This is a genomic window from Chryseobacterium sp. UNC8MFCol (assembly GCF_000482305.1).
In the GTDB taxonomy this organism is placed as follows: Bacteria; Bacteroidota; Bacteroidia; order Flavobacteriales; family Weeksellaceae; genus Chryseobacterium; species Chryseobacterium indologenes.
On the sequence record NZ_KI535290.1, the window covers coordinates 469499 to 485010 of the forward strand.

Consider the following 15512-nt stretch of genomic DNA (forward strand, 5'->3'; position numbering starts at 1 on the left):
ATTTTTATTAATATAACAATTTAACCTAGTTTCTCCATTCTTCAGGAATATCACAAATCGGAATAGGTTCCATTTTGTGTTTTGCGGCTTTATGCATTCTGTCAAAGATCAGGAATACTTCTTTATCTCTGCCTTCATAGTCGTCAGCTGTTTTGGTTCCGTATTCTTTCTGAATCTTTTCAAGTTCAGGATACGTGGCTCCGATCTGCTGTTCATCAGTTCTGTCTACATCCCAAAGTCCGTCTGTAGGAATAGCTTCCTGAATACTTTTGATAAGGTTCAATCCTTTCGCCAGGGTATACACTTCAGTTTTATAAAGGTCTGCAATTGGAGAAACATCTACTCCGCCGTCTCCATATTTTGTATAGAAACCGATTCCGAAATCTTCTACTTTATTTCCTGTGCCACATACCAAAAGACCGTTCAGCTGGCCATAGTAGTACAGCGTAAGCATTCTTAAACGGGATCTTGTATTGGCAAAAGCCAGTTTTTCGTTGGGATACAGATCATCCTGCACATTAAATGTTTTATACAGTTCCTCGAAAGCAGGTGTCAGATCTACAGACATGATTTCAACATTGGGAAATTTTGATTTAAGATCATTCATATGGTCTTTCGCTCGGTCTACCTGATCGGCTTTCTGACGGATCGGCATTTCAATGAGTAGGGTTTTCAATCCTGTCATGGCCGCCAATGTGGAAACCACTCCTGAATCTACACCTCCTGAAACGCCTATTACATAACCGTTAACTCTGGCTTTTGTTGCATACTCTTTTAACCAGTCTACAATATGATCTATTACTTTTTGTGTCTGCATTATTTATATTTTTAATCTATACCAAATTCTTTAGGGTATTTCACCACCCCTTTTACATTTTTTAGTCCGTCTTTTACCAGCTCTATAGCCATTCCATTTTCTTCGGGAATTTCAAACGGAAAAGAAATCCCAAAATTACTTGTTTTTTCGTAACCAAACTTCGGATAATATTTTTCGTGCCCAAGAAGGATCACCGATTGATATCCTAATTCCCTGGCTATATGGTGTCCATGAAGGATAAGCTGGCTTCCGATTCCCTGATTTTGAAAGTCCGGCTTAACCGATACGGGAGCTAATGCCAGTGATTCAAAGGATTCTGAAGCATTTTCAATCCTGATTTTTGTAAACAGAATATGGCCCGCAATTTCTCCGTCATCATCCTCCATTACCAATGATAATTCGGGAATGAATGCATCGGAAACTCTTAATTTTTCTACCAAAAACTGTTCCTGATGGTCACTATGCTCCATATTTCTGAATGCTTCTTCTATAAGTTGAAACACGCTTTCGTGATCATTTTCTTCTTCCTGTCTGATCCTCATGGTCTATGCAATATATTTTTCACGTTTCAGTTCGTACCAGAGACAAGGTATTCCCGAATCTTCAAACTCTCCTGTATTTTCAAAGCCAAGCTTTCTCAATATATGGTTGGAACCTGTATTTCCGGCATCTGCATAAGCATAAATAGTATCGGCACCCAATTCGTTAAAACCGTACTCAAGAGCAGCCCGTGCAGTTTCCATAGCATATCCTTTACCCCAGAACTCAGGGATAAAACGATAGCCGAGATCCAGAGTGTTCACATACCCGTTGATGGGTTGTTTTAATAATTTCAGGCCGCTCCACCCTATCATCAGGCCACTTTCTTTTTCGATTACAGCTAGTCTTCCTACTCCGTTTTCGTCGTACTGCTTCTGAATCATTTTGATGGCTTCTTTTGATTCTTCAAGACTTGTCACGGGTTTACCAAGATATTTCATGACCTCAGGATCGGAATCCATCAGAAACATTCTTTCACAATCGGTCTCCTCAAGTTTTCTTAAAATCAATCTTTTTGTTTCTATTATCATCGTATTTTTTATTCCTTAGTTCCAAAAATTGTCACATCCGTTTTTGTGCCTTTTTTAATATCTGATTCTTTCATATTATTTCTTCCTACATTTATTGTTTGTAACGCTGTATTGGCTGAGATATCTATTATCTGAATTTTATTATGTTCAATATTAAGCTTTTTCAGGTTTTTGAGTGTGGTAATATCAATAGTTTCTAACTGATTTAAAGATAATGTTAATTGTTCAACTTTTGGTGTTCCTTTCATTGAAATAGCCTGCATAAGATTATTATCTAAATATAATGATCCCAGGTTTTTTAAATTTTCTGCGGTGAATGAAGTGAGTCTGCATCCTGTACATGAAAACAATTCCAGTTTATCGAGATTCGCAATCCTTATATCAGGAATAGTATTATCATCAAGTACGGCCATTTTAACGTTTTTAAAATGCCGTAAATCATCAGCGGAAGTAATACCTTTCTGTACCAGAAATAAATTGGTTATCATTCCGGTTTCTACAGGTTCCATGATTCCATTTTTATTAAGGTCAAAATTTGCCAACACTGCTTTCTCAAAATTCTTGTCCTTAAACTCAAGCTTTTGACTATAAAAAAAGGAAGATCCGGCAATAAGGGCAAGGGTTGTAAATATTTTAATTTTCATCATGATATGTCCATTTAATCCTTACTTTTGTAAACTTAAATTCCTTGTAAAAATAATGAAGATTTTTAGATATATTGCGCTTTCTTCTGTTTTAATTCTGGGCCTTGATTCCTGTAAAAAAGAGTCCGGAGATCAATGGAAAGTGGAAATAAAAGAACCTGTCGAAAAAATTAAGATCACGGATATTTCTAAAGAATTTTACAATCCGGGGATTCCGTTAGAACAATTTAAATCTCAGTTTCCATGGTTTCAGGGCACCGTTTCTGATGAAGATTTCGGAAAAAGAAGAACGGATGATGAAGAGATAAAAATCTATAAGGAAGCCATCGGAAAAATAGATCAGGCTAAATTACAAACAGAGCTTCAGGAGCTGTTTTCACATGTTAAATATTATTTTCCTCAGTTTAAGAGTCCGAAAGTTTATCTTTTTTCGTCTGCTTTACAGATGGTACAGGACCCGATCATTTATGACCGGAAAGGAAACTTCTTGTTTATAGACATTACAGGTTTCATGGGAGATGGCAATCCTCATTACAAAGGACTGGAACTTTACTTCCAGAAGTCTATGAATCCGCAGAATATTGTTCCGAAAGTTTCGCAGCTTTTTGCGGAAAACATCGTTACAGAATCTCCAGATCACCAGAAATTTATTGATCAGATCATTCTCAACGGTAAGGTGATGGTTTTACAGGATGCTTTCCTTCCTGACTTTCCGGATTATCTTAAAATAAATTATACCCAAAAGCAATATGATTGGGCTAAAGCCAATGAGGCCAACATCTGGAACTATTTCGTAGAAAGCAATTTGATTTTCGGAGATGACCCAAGATTGGGTGAGCGTTTTATTTCTCCGGGACCTTTTTCAAAGTTTTATACAGAAATTGATAATGAATCTTCCCCACAAATAGGGATTTTCACAGGATGGCAAATCTGCAAAGCCTACCTGAAAGAAAAACCTGAGACGAAATTAACTGATTTCCTGAAAATGGATGCGACCAGCATCTTTAACCAATCCGGATATAAACCTGTAACAAAGTAGAGAATATCACATACCTATAAAAGACCTTTTGTATTGCAAAGGGTCTTTTTTATTTTCAACACAAATCAACATGCACATGGAAAATTTAATTAGTATTCGGAATTTAAATTACGGATTTACGAGGGACAAGCTCATCCTGAAAAATATAGATCTTTCGGTTCCCAAAGGAAGTATTTTTGGTTTTCTGGGAGCTAACGGAGCGGGAAAATCCACAACTATGAAAATGCTGATCGGCAGTATTCCCGACGACCAAAATTCTATTCAGATTTTTGAAAAAGATTTATCAGATCTGTACCCGGAAGGCTTTCAGAAAATCGGTAGCCTGATTGATACAGCAGCATTCTACGACCATCTTTCCGGCTGGGATAACCTTGTCATTATTTCCAGACTTCGAAATTTACCCGAGTCTGAATGTGAAAGAGTTCTACATCTTGTGGGGCTTTGGGAAAGCAGAAAAATGAAAATGAAAAAGTATTCCCTGGGAATGAAGCAAAGGCTCTCTATTGCCATGACTCTCCTTGGGAAACCTGATCTGCTTATTCTTGATGAACCTGTAAACGGGCTGGATCCTAACGGAATGCTGGAGATGAGGGAATTACTCATCAAACTTAACAAAGAAGAAGGAGTTACTATTTTTATATCAAGCCATCTGCTTCAGGAAATTGAAAAAATGATCACTCATCTTGCTATTATTTCTCATGGTGAGATTCGCTTTACAGGAAGTATACAAGATCTTAACGAACTCTACAGATACAACCATATCCGAATTGGAATCATGAATGCAACTCGGTTTATTGATGAAGTTCCTGAGAATTATTCTCCTAAAATTATCAATGACCACACTATAGAAATCACTGCAGAGTCTAAAGAAAATATTGCAGCTCTTATCAAAAAGCTGGTTTTGGCTCAAGCCGAAATCTTTGAGGTAAAAAATAATGCGGGTCTTGAGGACTGGTTTATGGAAATAACAAAAAACTAAACTCAGATGAAAAAATTATTAACCGCCATCGGTACAGAATGGCTAAAAACAAAAGGGTTGGGATTGACCTATATTGCCATTGTCCTTGGAACTCTAATCCCTTTTCTGAACTTCGTTCCTGGGTTTTTCAAAAAAAGTCTCGTTATAGAAGGGACACTTAAGTATTCAATATTTGAAGATGCTATCGGTGGAGATGCCATCAAGTATTTTACATTTTTTATTGTACTGTTATTTGTCATTATTACAGCCAACAGAATAGCACAAACGGATCATAAAAATAACGGTTGGCAGCTGATGGAAACACAACCTGTGAGCAAATTTCAATTGTATCTGTCAAAATATATTATTCTCATATTCTTATGTTTTATATGTATTGTTTCTTATTTTGGATTCAATATTATTTTAGCCGTTGCAGATTATTATATACATCCTGATCCAGCCAAACTTATGATCTTTGATATCGTATGGATGATTAAGACCTTTATCAGAATTCTGATCACCATTTTAGGAATTGCTGCCCTTCAACTATGTGTTTCAATTGCTTTTCAAGGCTTTATCTGGTCATTTCTTATTGGCTCGCTGGGATTGGCTTCAAATATTACGTCCCTTGTACAGAAACAGGCCTACTTTTTTAATCCATATAGTTCTCTGTATACGTTTTGGAATGCCCCGGAAATAAAAAATCTCAACAGCTTTATTTCTCATTCTGAATACATGAGCCTTTTCTGGATGGTCATATTTCTTGTTCTTGGCTATTTCTGGTACAGTAAAAAAGGATTTAAAAATGCATTCCTTAAAAATAAAAAGCAGATTTTTATCTCCGCTGCTGCCTTAATTATTGGCTCCGGATTGCTTTATATTTTCCAAAAGCCCACATCATATCGCAGCGATGGTACCGGAGTTGTTATCAAAGGAAAGCTGGAAACTGATCTCAAAATAGATTCTGTACGAATTTATTCCAAAGATTTTCACAAAAAAATCGGTGCAGCCATTGTTAAAAATAACACATTCAGCTGGTTGACCACACAAGCACTCCCTCTTGATGAATATATCCTGGAAATCGGAAATAAAAAAATACATTTCATCATGGCCAGTGGTGATTGGTTTAATTTCGATATCAAGCTTAATACAACCCAGCTTGTATCTTATGTACAATCAAACAGGAAAGCTGATCAGGTGTATAAAAACAGTGAAAATTCTTTTGGGTATGAATTTCAATATGCACTGGAGAAACAAAATTACAGTAATGATCCCACAAAATTTTATGATGTGGCAGAATCCGACTGGAAAGAAAACAAAAGAATTCTCAATATATTTGCTGACCCGGAAAATAACGCCCTTTCAGAGGACTATAAACAATACAGAAGACAACTCATGGCCATAGAGTACCTGAATGAGATTAATAATTACAGAAAAATGACTTCTCTGACAGATACCAAGTTTGCACCACCCGCTCCTTTTTTAAAAGAGCTTAATGAAAATATTCAGAAGCCGGGTAAACTTGTAAGCAAGAATGATAAATATCTGCAATATAAACTGGATCTGCTTTTGTCTGATAAAGAACAGGTTTCCAATCCGGATAGTATTCTTTTTGTGAAAATTGATCATATGCCAAAAGGACTTTCAAAAGATCAGCTGCTATCAAAACATTTAACAAAATCCATAGAACTACAAACGGACAGCATTGCAAGAAACAAACTTTTTAATGCTGAAATCGGTAAAGTAAGTAATATTGATTACAAAAAAGCTCTCTACTCAAAACTTGACGAAATCAATAGGTCTCAAAAGGGGTCTGTATTTCCGGATATTGCTCTTCTTAATGATAAAGGGATTACCCAAAAACTTTCAAAATATAGAGGCAAATATGTGATAATAGACTTCTGGGCCACCTGGTGTGGCCCGTGTAAACAGATTCGCCCTGTATTTGAGTCGAGAAGTTACCAATACAGACATTATGATAATATTCAGTTTATTTCTATCAGTCTGGACGAAGAACAATCCAAATGGACAAATTATTTAAAAACAAAAACGTCTAACATACCACAGTTCTGGCTTATTAATGCAGAGCAGTTTATGAATAAATACAAAATACAGTCTATCCCAAGATTTATTATTGTTGATCCTGAAGGTAAAATTTTTAACTTTAATACACCATTTCCTGATGAAGATAATTTCGTAGAAATTTTAGATAAGCTCAAGAAGTATTAACTTTGCTGAAAATTTTAAATTGATATGAGAAAAACTCAGATTACGATAGATGTAGAGCTGGATGAAAACCACGTTCCTGAAAACATCACATGGAATGCTCAGGACGGTGGTATTGAAAAGGAAGAAACAAAAGCGACAATGATCTCTGTATGGGATGATAAAACAAAAGAAGCTTTACGAATCGATCTTTGGACAAAAGAAATGCCCGTGGATCAGATGAAGATGTTTATCCACCAGATCTTAATCTCTTTAGGAAACACTTACCAGAGAGCAACAGGTGAGGAAGATGTGGCACAGTGGATGGAAGAAATTGCAGAAGAGTTTGCGGTGAAATCAGCCATAAAATAAAAATATAAAAATGGATCAGTTTACTGATAAAACAATGCTGAAATATTGGTAAATTGGTACATTATTAGATTGGTAAATTATAAAATATTATGAATTTTAATACAAAAGTAATTCACGGAGGGCAACATCATGAGTCTGCAACAGGTTCTGTAAATGTTCCTGTATTTCTAACCTCTACATTTGCACAAAAAAGTCCCGGAGTACATTCCGGATATGAATATTCAAGAGCTGCCAACCCTACAAGACAGGCATTGGAAGACTCTTTGGCAAGTATTGAAAACGGAGCGAGAGGTTTGGCTTTCGGTTCAGGTCTTGCAGCAATTGACTGTGTTCTGAAATTGTTGAATCCAGGTGATGAGGTAATTGCTGTGGATGACCTTTATGGTGGTACCTACAGAATGTTTACCAGACTTTTCGAAAAATATCAGTTGAAATTTACATTCGTGAATTTTGATGATGTTTCTAAAATTGCTGACGTTATTACTGACAAAACGAAACTGATCTGGGTGGAAACTCCAACCAATCCGTTGATGAAATTGGTAGATATCAAGGCAGTAGTAGACATTGCTAAAGGAAAGGATATTTTAGTTGCGGTAGACAACACTTTTGCCACGCCTTATATCCAGAGACCTATTGATCTGGGAGCTGATATCGTAATGCACTCTGCAACAAAATACCTCGGAGGTCACTCTGACGTTATTGCAGGAGCTCTTATTGCTAAAGATGCCGAATTAGGTGAAAAACTTCACTTTATTCAATTTGCAAGTGGTGGTATTTTAGGACCACACGATTCTTACCTTGTATTGAGAGGAATCAAAACATTGGCGTTAAGAATGCAGAGACATTCTGACAACGGTCTTGCGGTTGCAAAATATCTTGAAACCCATCCGGCCGTTGATAAAGTCATTTATCCGGGATTGGAATCTCACCCTCAGTATGAGCTGGCTAAATCTCAGATGAAGGAATCAGGAGGAATGGTGTCATTCACTTTCAAATCCGGAAAAAAAGAAGATGCCATCAAGTTTCTGGAAAAAGTAAGAGTATTCACACTTGCTGAATCTCTGGGAGGTGTGGAATCATTGGCCAATCATCCTGCATTGATGACCCACGCTTCTATTCCGGCAGAAAAACGTGCTGAACTGGGAATTACAGATGACCTTGTTCGTTTAAGCGTTGGAATTGAAGATGCAGAAGATCTTATTGCAGATTTAGAAAAAGCTTTTTCTTAAACAAAATAAAATAATGAGAAGGGATTGAATAAAAATATTCCTTCTCATTTTATTTTACACCAAAACACTATCTTATTATGAGAGATATACGAAAAGCAATCATTTCCGATTTGCCAAAACTTGCAGAACTCTTCGATCAGTATAGAATATTTTATCATAAAGACTCTGATATCCCTGCCGCTACTCATTTTCTTCAGGAAAGACTGGAAAACAAAGATTCTGAAATTTTCGTTGCCGAAGAAGATGGTATGTTAACTGGATTTGTACAGCTCTACCCTATTTTTTCTTCCACCAGAATGCAGCGATACTGGTTGCTTAATGATTTATATGTCAACGAAAAGCACCGCGGAAAAGGGTTTTCCAAAGCACTCATTGAAGAATCAAAAGAACTGTGCCGATCTTCCAAAGCCTGCGGAATTTTATTGGAAACAGGAAAAGGCAATGATATCGGAAATCAATTGTATCCGGCTTGCGGATTTGAACTTTATGATTCTGTGAATTTTTATGAATGGAGCAATTCGTAGAAGCACATCAAAAATTACTAACTTATAACTCAAAACAATATGTCAGATTTTCAAAAATACGTTCAAAGATATTTAGATCAGATTCCGTCAGGAGATTGGTTGAAAGAATTAAAAATTTCCGGAGAAAAAACAATCGGAATCTATTCTAATCTCACAGAGGAACAATCCCGTTTCGCCTACGCTGAAGGAAAATGGACCCTGAAAGAACTTTTGCTTCATTTATCAGACTGTGAAAGAGTCTTTCAATACAGAATGCTCGCTTTTGCAAGAGGTGATAAAAATAATCTTCCTGGATTTGATGAAAATGAATATGCTGAAAAGTCATTCGCTCACGAAAGAACTTTAGAATCTTTAATTGAAGAATATACGCTGGTAAGAAAATCTACTCAGATTTTAGCTGAAACCCTAACTCCTTCCGCTTTACAAACGACAGGTATCGCCAACGGAAATGAAGTTTCCGTAGAAACAATCGGAAAATTGATCGTGGGCCACAATTATCATCACCTGAATATTATTGAGGAAAGATATTTATCTAAATTGGGATGGATGTAAATATAAATTTATTAATGGGGCAAAGCCCATTTCTATTGACAATTTCCATATTTATCTTAATATAAAACAGACAAATCAAAATCAACAGGAACGGGCTTTTGCCCGTTTTCCAATAAATACATCTTCCATTGGCTTTAGCCAAAACTTAAAAAATAATTCAACATCCCGTTTCATTTACAGGTTAATTTTTTGTCTAAAAAACCTAGATTTTCTACCTTTATCGACTGATTTGAATTCAATACAATTATGGAACATATTATAGATGTTTTAAAATCCGGCGGAACTATTCTTTACCCTACCGATACGATTTGGGGAATCGGATGTGATGCCACCAATATAGAAGCTGTCAATAAAATTTTTGACATTAAAAAAAGGGAAAAGAATAAGTCTATGATTATTCTGGTAGAGTCTGAAAAAAGGCTTCAGGATTTGGTAGATGTTCCTGAAATGGCCTGGGAAATCATTGACCTGAGCGAAAAGCCGGTAACTATCGTATATGAAAACCCACGAGGTCTTCCTAAGGAATTGCTTGCTGAGGATGGCAGTATAGGAATCAGATTGGTAAAAAATGATTTTTGTAAAAAATTAATTACAAAACTGAATAAACCTTTGGTATCTACCTCAGCCAATTTCAGCGGTGATAAAAGTCCTTTGAAATTTTCGGATATTTCTCCGGAAATGATCAAGCTTGTCGATTATGCAGTGGAAGAAGACAGAGATAAAGTTTCAAAATATTCAGGATCTTCGGTGATTAAAATATGGGCTGATAACAGAATAAAAGTCCTCAGGGAGTAATAAATTTTGTCTTACCTGATTTATTTTTGGAGTCTTGCCTGTACATATCGGCAGGATTTCTTTTTTTAGTTTTATCTTTGCAAAACTTCACCTCATAAAATACATGCTATGAATCATCAAAAATTTGCTCAGATGTGGGTAGATACCTGGAATTCTCATGATTTGGACGATATTCTTTCTCATTATTCCGAAGAAATCGAAATCACAACCCCGATGATAGCAATGGCTACCGGTGGTAAAGAAAGTTCATTACACGGAAAAGAGGCTGTTCGTGAGTATTGGAGGAAGGCATTGGAAAAATTTCCTGATCTTCACTTTGAATTGATTCACTCAACTGCCGGAGTTGATTCAGTAGCATTATTTTATAAGTCTATTATGGATAAACATGCTGTTGAGGTCATGTTTTTTGATGAAGAGGGAAAAATTAGTAAAATGTATGCCCATTATGATTAGTGAGCAACATTGGTAGAAACTGACACTATTATAAACGATGAAAATTAATCTTGCTCAAAATAAAAATTTAAAACTTTTTAAAATCATTTCTGAAGCTGCAGAAAGAAATAATCAGTCTGTATATATTGTAGGCGGTTATGTGAGGGATCTTCTGATGAAGAGAAAGGCTTCTACTGATATAGATTTTGTGACGGAACAAAGTGGTATTGAGCTCGCTCAAAATGTAGCTAAGGATATTGATCCTAAACTGAAGGTATCTGTGTTCAAGACCTATGGAACGGCAATGATCAAATATAAAGATCTTGAGCTGGAATTCGTAGGGGCAAGGAAAGAAAGTTACACTGAAAACAGCAGAAAACCGGAAGTGGAAGGTGGAACGCTGGAAGACGACCAGAAAAGAAGAGACTTCACCATTAATGCAATGGCCATTTCTTTAAATAAGGATAATTTCGGTGAACTGATCGATCCGTTCAATGGTATTGAAGATCTCGAAAAAGAAATCTTAAGAACACCTTTAGAACCGGCCCAAACCTATTCTGACGATCCCTTGAGAATGATGAGAGCAGTACGTTTTGCATCTACACTGAACTTCACAATTGAAGAAAAGTCTTTAGAGGCAATCAAACAGGAAGCAGAAAGAATCAAGATTGTTTCTATGGAAAGAATCATGGTAGAATTCAATAAAATCATGCTTTCGGAAAAACCTTCTGTAGGATTAAAACTCATGGAACAAACAGGTCTTTTAAAGCTGATTATTCCTGAACTGATAGAGCTGAAAGGTGTGGAAGAAGTGGAAGGACAAACTCACAAAGATAACTTTTACCATACCCTGGAAGTTGTAGATAATATATCTGAAAATACAGATAATCTGTGGCTTCGCTGGTCTGCGTTACTGCATGACATCGGAAAAGCTCCTACCAAAAAGTTTGTTGAAGGGACAGGCTGGACATTCCACGGACATGAATTTTTAGGTTCAAAAATGACAAAAACACTTTTTCAGAGATTAAAATTACCGTTGGGAAGTGATATGAAATATGTGCAGAAAATGGTAAAGCTTTCATCCAGACCTATTGCTTTGATTACTGATGATGCTTCAGACTCTGCATTGAGAAGACTTTTGTTTGATGCCGGAGAAAATCTTGAAGACCTGTTTACACTCTGCAAGGCAGATATTACTACAAAAAATTCAAAAAAACAGGAGAAATTCAAAAGAAACTTTGAATATGTAGCAGTCAAGATTAAAGAAGTGGAAGAAAAGGATCAGGTGAGAAACTTCCAGCCCCCTATTACCGGTGAAGAAATTATGGAAATGTTTAAATTACAACCGGGTCGTGAGATTGGTATTCTTAAGGAAAAAGTAAAAGAAGCTATTCTGGAAGGCGAAATTCCTAATGAAAAAGAGGAGGCAACAAAATTTGTAATTGCTGAAGCTGAGAAACTGGGATTAACATTATAAGAAAATTGATATCAAAAAAGGCTGCGGCGGGACAAAGTCCCGCCGCAGCCTTTTTTGATCTGTATAAAACAAAGCCGGCCGGTTTCTTCGAAACCGGCCGGAAAAAAACACAAATGATGAAAAAATAAAAATTTATATAATATACGCCGAAGCGCAATTTTTAGTTTTTATAGAAACCGTTGGTACCAATTCCGGCTATAAAGTTTTTCAATAAATTACCCCCAGCGGTATCATATACATACACTTTACTGTCGCTTGTAAAGCTGGCATCTGAAGCATAAAGTTTACCATCAATTACATCAAATCCGTACACATTTCCAAATAATGATAAAAGAGGTACTGTCGGAACAACAGTTGAACCAATGTTCATTTTAAATACCTCTTTACTACTGGTAAAAAGATAAAATTTATCATCATCAGCTCTAAGCTTTTGCCCCTGAGGAATTCCTGTAATAGTTGTTGTTGTATAGGTTCCTGCTGACGAGTTGATCTTATAAATATAAGAATTTGTATTATCAGAAGCTAACACATATGCCGCACCTTTATAAGAAATAAGATCTCTGATAATCCCTACATTAGGAAGGACAATAGGCTGTTCTGCAGTATTGGTAGATGGTTTTACTACCGTTATGGTATATCCGGTTGCGAATGAAGTAGCAGGTGTTGTACTAAAATCATATCCTACACCGTCCGTTTGTACTATAATATTTCCTTCAGCTTCTACAATTTTTTCTGCATAGCGAGGAAAATTAATGCTGGATACATAAGCATTATCCGAAACATTATATACATTCACTTTTCTTACGTTAGGAACTGTAGTAAAATTATTGTTCGTAACATAATATTTACCTCCTGAAAAAGCAATATACCTTGCATTATCAAGATTAGCAGTAACTGTTGTTATTTTTTTAAAATTAGTTCGATTAACAATATCAATCTTATTAGGAATATTAGAAACCAAATAAGCACGATCTCCATTTAAACCTATACTTTGGAGCACTTTTCCGAGCTCTTCCTTATTGGTATTGGTATAGATATTATTATATCCGAAAGCTAATGTATTGCTTAAAAAAGAAACATCTGCTGTAGGCGTTGTGAAGCCTCCTTCATTAGCAATAAGAATGCCTTTTTCATAACTTGTAGGAAGATTGGTATCCGTTCCTAAATCAATATCGTTACTACAAGAAACACTAAAAAGTAGTGCTGATAATAACGCAAGAGGTAAAATTTTTCTGATATTCATATGCAATTAATTTATTTTAAAAGTTAATGTTTAAATTTATACTATAATTTCTTCCAGGCAATGGATAATACCGCATAGTATAATATGTTTTATTAAAAATATTATTTATTTTTAAACCTAAGTTATAATTTTTAAAAAATGTTGCTCTAAGTCCCGCATTCATTATAAAATACGATTCTAAAGCCTGATCTTTAATTTCATTGGAATCTGTATAAGTAAGTCCGTTAAACATTCCCTGTACATACACTTTTATAAAATCATACTGATAATCGATACCACCTACAAATTTATGTAGAGGTACGTACATCAGTTGTTTCTGAATTTCAAGATCAGTAGATTTTGTATAGGAATATCCCAGATTCGTTTTCAAAACGTGTTTTCCAAACTTTTTCTCATATTCAAACTGAGCTTCGACTCCATATGATTCTACTTTATTGGTATTTGAAGCTGCGTAGTACCCTGCAGAAGTAGGAAGCCATCTGATCATATCCCTGATATCCATATAATAAGGGGTAACAGATAGCGTAATCCCTTTGACCTTAAATTGATTTCTTAATTCCAGCTGGTAAGAAGTTTCAGGTTGTAAATCTTTATTCCCTCCCGGCTGCCAATATAAATCATTAAATGTTGGAGCTTTGAAATTCCTCGAAACACTTAATCCTACATGGTACCATGGTGTGGCATTCCATTTTCCTGAGAAAGAAAACAGAAGCGGTGAACTAATTTCCTCGACAAAATCTTTTCTTATTCCAGCTTCAAAGTGTACATCTTTCGCCGCAAAATAACGTATTAACCCAACTATATACCCTGCATTTCTACTTACATTCCCCAGCATTGAAGTTCCTTCTCCGCTTCCTTTATTCAACTGGTATTCTCCGATAATATTAAAGTTCCATTTTGAACTAAGAAAATAATTGAAATCGTTTTTCAGGATATAGTTTTTTCCTGCCCCTCCACTTGTTTCCGGGCCTTCAATATTAGCATAATATTGAAAATTTTCTTCCGTATATGCAGCCCTGAATGAATTGGTAAATCGTGTCGTGTTCCAATCCCAGGAAACTAAACTTCTCACATTTTGGGTTCCGTACTTGGTACCTTTTTCAGTATCAAAGAAAACCGGATAATGCTGCATGCCGTTAAAAAACTCCGTAATCCAGGATATCTGGTGATGAGGAGCTAATTTATAAGCAGCTGATATATTAAAATTGGTATTATAGTATTTTCCGTTGTTATTGGTATATTTCCTTCCGTCTTTTACATCTACCTGATAATCATTCTCACTTACAGAATGACTTCCGGAAGCCTGAAAGCTTAGTTTTTCATTGCTGTAAGAACCTTTAACCAGATTATTAAATGTATTAAAAGAAGCTCCTTCAGAAAATAAAGAACCGTGAAATCCTTTATTAAAATCTAGATTATTATTAAGGTGAATACTTCCGCCAATAGCACCGGAGCCATATATGACACTTCCTCCGCCAGCCTTTATTCCTATCTGATCATATCCCAATAAAGCGATATTATTAATGTCGCCCTGCCCTAAAAAAGCAGAATTAATATTAATCCCATTCCACACAAAAGCGGTCTGCTGCGCAGTCGTTCCTCTGAAAGAAGGTGAAGAAACAGCCCCACGGCCATTTTCTTTGATATAAACAGGAGACTGGAATCTCAACAGCTCTGAGAGATTGGTTGAATTTTTTTCAGCGTCTTCGGTATTGATAATCTTTACAGGATGAAAAAGCCTGACTTTATTGATCTGACTGTCGAAGACATAAATTGTATCAATAGCTTTCTCTTGTGCAAAAAGAAAACAACCATAAGACGAAAAAAGCAGTACTAAAGATCTTTTTATACTCATACTCTTTTACTTTTCCTCCGAAAGCAATATGTTTGGATTATAAAACTGGCAGGTCTCCTGACTTTCGCTTTCTGTACCTTCCCGTTTTTACACAGTGGCTATTTACAGAAATTTTTATTGCGATTTACAGTTGCGGGGACAGTCCGGGAGTTACACCCGATTCCCTTTTCATTCCAATATGCTGGAAACCAAATTTTTTGCAAAGATAGCTTTTTAAATGTATTGGGCCAAAGGAAGAATTCCTGAATAATTACCCCTGAAAAAAGGCTGCCTTCACATAATGAAGGCAGCCTTTATAAA

General features: G+C 35.9%; 16 protein-coding genes and 1 riboswitch. Of the genes, 10 read left to right on the top strand and 6 right to left on the bottom strand.

Going from position 1 to position 15512, the window contains the following annotated elements; translation table 11 throughout:
* Positions 1 to 25 precede the first annotated feature (25 nt).
* The 4 genes from nadE to M030_RS0116470 are packed head-to-tail and all read right to left on the bottom strand — an operon-like array spanning position 26 to position 2534.
* Entirely contained in the window at positions 26 to 817 is a 792-nt protein-coding gene (gene nadE / locus M030_RS0116455) for an NAD(+) synthase (protein WP_027374503.1), read from the bottom strand.
* An 11-nt stretch (positions 818 to 828) separates the two neighbouring features.
* Positions 829 to 1359, bottom strand: coding sequence for a GNAT family N-acetyltransferase (locus tag M030_RS0116460; RefSeq protein ID WP_027374504.1), 531 nt, complete (start codon positions 1357 to 1359; stop codon positions 829 to 831).
* Positions 1360 to 1362: 3 nt separating this feature from the next.
* Positions 1363 to 1887 carry a GNAT family N-acetyltransferase gene (locus tag M030_RS0116465; RefSeq protein ID WP_027374505.1) on the bottom strand — a complete coding sequence of 175 codons (525 nt, stop codon included), beginning with the start codon at positions 1885 to 1887 and terminating at the stop codon, positions 1363 to 1365.
* A gap of 8 nt (positions 1888 to 1895) precedes the next feature.
* Positions 1896 to 2534 (bottom strand): leucine-rich repeat domain-containing protein, encoded by a 639-nt coding sequence (locus M030_RS0116470; protein ID WP_027374506.1) that lies wholly within the window; start codon positions 2532 to 2534, stop codon positions 1896 to 1898.
* Positions 2535 to 2586: 52 nt separating this feature from the next.
* On the opposite strand from M030_RS0116470, the gene M030_RS0116475 reads away from it, so the two are divergent.
* The 10 genes from M030_RS0116475 (at position 2587) to M030_RS0116525 (ending at position 12114) form a co-directional block, all read left to right on the top strand.
* Positions 2587 to 3570, top strand: a complete 984-nt coding sequence (locus M030_RS0116475) for a hypothetical protein (RefSeq protein ID WP_027374507.1) — start codon at positions 2587 to 2589, stop codon at positions 3568 to 3570.
* 76 nt (positions 3571 to 3646) lie between these two features.
* Positions 3647 to 4549, top strand: a complete 903-nt coding sequence (locus tag M030_RS0116480) for an ABC transporter ATP-binding protein (protein ID WP_027374508.1) — start codon at positions 3647 to 3649, stop codon at positions 4547 to 4549.
* A gap of 6 nt (positions 4550 to 4555) precedes the next feature.
* Positions 4556 to 6757, top strand: coding sequence for a thioredoxin-like domain-containing protein (locus tag M030_RS0116485; RefSeq protein ID WP_027374509.1), 2202 nt, complete (start codon positions 4556 to 4558; stop codon positions 6755 to 6757).
* Between the two features lie 24 nt (positions 6758 to 6781).
* Positions 6782 to 7105, top strand: a complete 324-nt coding sequence (gene gldC, locus M030_RS0116490) for a gliding motility protein GldC (RefSeq protein WP_027374510.1) — start codon at positions 6782 to 6784, stop codon at positions 7103 to 7105.
* Between the two features lie 89 nt (positions 7106 to 7194).
* On the top strand, positions 7195 to 8334 hold the full coding sequence (locus M030_RS0116495) for a cystathionine gamma-synthase (RefSeq protein WP_027374511.1): 1140 nt from the start codon (positions 7195 to 7197) through the stop codon (positions 8332 to 8334).
* A 77-nt stretch (positions 8335 to 8411) separates the two neighbouring features.
* Positions 8412 to 8858, top strand: coding sequence for a GNAT family N-acetyltransferase (locus tag M030_RS0116500; protein ID WP_027374512.1), 447 nt, complete (start codon positions 8412 to 8414; stop codon positions 8856 to 8858).
* 39 nt (positions 8859 to 8897) lie between these two features.
* Complete coding sequence (locus tag M030_RS0116505) at positions 8898 to 9410, top strand: DinB family protein (protein WP_027374513.1); 513 nt, start codon at positions 8898 to 8900, stop codon at positions 9408 to 9410.
* A 246-nt stretch (positions 9411 to 9656) separates the two neighbouring features.
* The gene (locus tag M030_RS0116515; RefSeq protein WP_027374514.1) at positions 9657 to 10205 is read left to right on the top strand and encodes an L-threonylcarbamoyladenylate synthase; all 549 of its coding nucleotides are present in this window, start codon (positions 9657 to 9659) and stop codon (positions 10203 to 10205) included.
* A gap of 108 nt (positions 10206 to 10313) precedes the next feature.
* On the top strand, positions 10314 to 10658 hold the full coding sequence (locus tag M030_RS0116520; protein ID WP_027374515.1) for a nuclear transport factor 2 family protein: 345 nt from the start codon (positions 10314 to 10316) through the stop codon (positions 10656 to 10658).
* A 37-nt stretch (positions 10659 to 10695) separates the two neighbouring features.
* Positions 10696 to 12114 carry a CCA tRNA nucleotidyltransferase gene (locus tag M030_RS0116525; RefSeq protein WP_027374516.1) on the top strand — a complete coding sequence of 473 codons (1419 nt, stop codon included), beginning with the start codon at positions 10696 to 10698 and terminating at the stop codon, positions 12112 to 12114.
* Between the two features lie 160 nt (positions 12115 to 12274).
* On the opposite strand, the gene M030_RS0116535 is transcribed toward M030_RS0116525, so the two are convergent.
* On the bottom strand, positions 12275 to 13357 hold the full coding sequence (locus M030_RS0116535; protein ID WP_034722749.1) for a DUF5074 domain-containing protein: 1083 nt from the start codon (positions 13355 to 13357) through the stop codon (positions 12275 to 12277).
* Between the two features lie 16 nt (positions 13358 to 13373).
* A complete protein-coding gene (locus M030_RS0116540) occupies positions 13374 to 15212 on the bottom strand; it encodes a TonB-dependent receptor plug domain-containing protein (RefSeq protein WP_051585125.1) in 1839 nt (612 codons plus the stop codon).
* Between the two features lie 29 nt (positions 15213 to 15241).
* A riboswitch (cobalamin riboswitch) is annotated at positions 15242 to 15420 on the bottom strand.
* Positions 15421 to 15512: the final 92 nt, after the last annotated feature.

Bases quoted from the DNA above. Each gene is read 5' to 3' on its own strand.
- nadE (WP_027374503.1), bottom strand. From the start codon at position 817: ATGCAGACACAAAAAGTAATAGATCATATTGTAGACTGGTTAAAAGAG.
- M030_RS0116460 (WP_027374504.1), bottom strand. From the start codon at position 1,359: ATGAGGATCAGACAGGAAGAAGAAAATGATCACGAAAGCGTGTTTCAA.
- M030_RS0116465 (WP_027374505.1), bottom strand. From the start codon at position 1,887: ATGATAATAGAAACAAAAAGATTGATTTTAAGAAAACTTGAGGAGACC.
- M030_RS0116470 (WP_027374506.1), bottom strand. From the start codon at position 2,534: ATGATGAAAATTAAAATATTTACAACCCTTGCCCTTATTGCCGGATCT.
- M030_RS0116475 (WP_027374507.1), top strand. From the start codon at position 2,587: ATGAAGATTTTTAGATATATTGCGCTTTCTTCTGTTTTAATTCTGGGC.
- M030_RS0116480 (WP_027374508.1), top strand. From the start codon at position 3,647: ATGGAAAATTTAATTAGTATTCGGAATTTAAATTACGGATTTACGAGG.
- M030_RS0116485 (WP_027374509.1), top strand. From the start codon at position 4,556: ATGAAAAAATTATTAACCGCCATCGGTACAGAATGGCTAAAAACAAAA.
- gldC (WP_027374510.1), top strand. From the start codon at position 6,782: ATGAGAAAAACTCAGATTACGATAGATGTAGAGCTGGATGAAAACCAC.
- M030_RS0116495 (WP_027374511.1), top strand. From the start codon at position 7,195: ATGAATTTTAATACAAAAGTAATTCACGGAGGGCAACATCATGAGTCT.
- M030_RS0116500 (WP_027374512.1), top strand. From the start codon at position 8,412: ATGAGAGATATACGAAAAGCAATCATTTCCGATTTGCCAAAACTTGCA.
- M030_RS0116505 (WP_027374513.1), top strand. From the start codon at position 8,898: ATGTCAGATTTTCAAAAATACGTTCAAAGATATTTAGATCAGATTCCG.
- M030_RS0116515 (WP_027374514.1), top strand. From the start codon at position 9,657: ATGGAACATATTATAGATGTTTTAAAATCCGGCGGAACTATTCTTTAC.
- M030_RS0116520 (WP_027374515.1), top strand. From the start codon at position 10,314: ATGAATCATCAAAAATTTGCTCAGATGTGGGTAGATACCTGGAATTCT.
- M030_RS0116525 (WP_027374516.1), top strand. From the start codon at position 10,696: ATGAAAATTAATCTTGCTCAAAATAAAAATTTAAAACTTTTTAAAATC.
- M030_RS0116535 (WP_034722749.1), bottom strand. From the start codon at position 13,357: ATGAATATCAGAAAAATTTTACCTCTTGCGTTATTATCAGCACTACTT.
- M030_RS0116540 (WP_051585125.1), bottom strand. From the start codon at position 15,212: ATGAGTATAAAAAGATCTTTAGTACTGCTTTTTTCGTCTTATGGTTGT.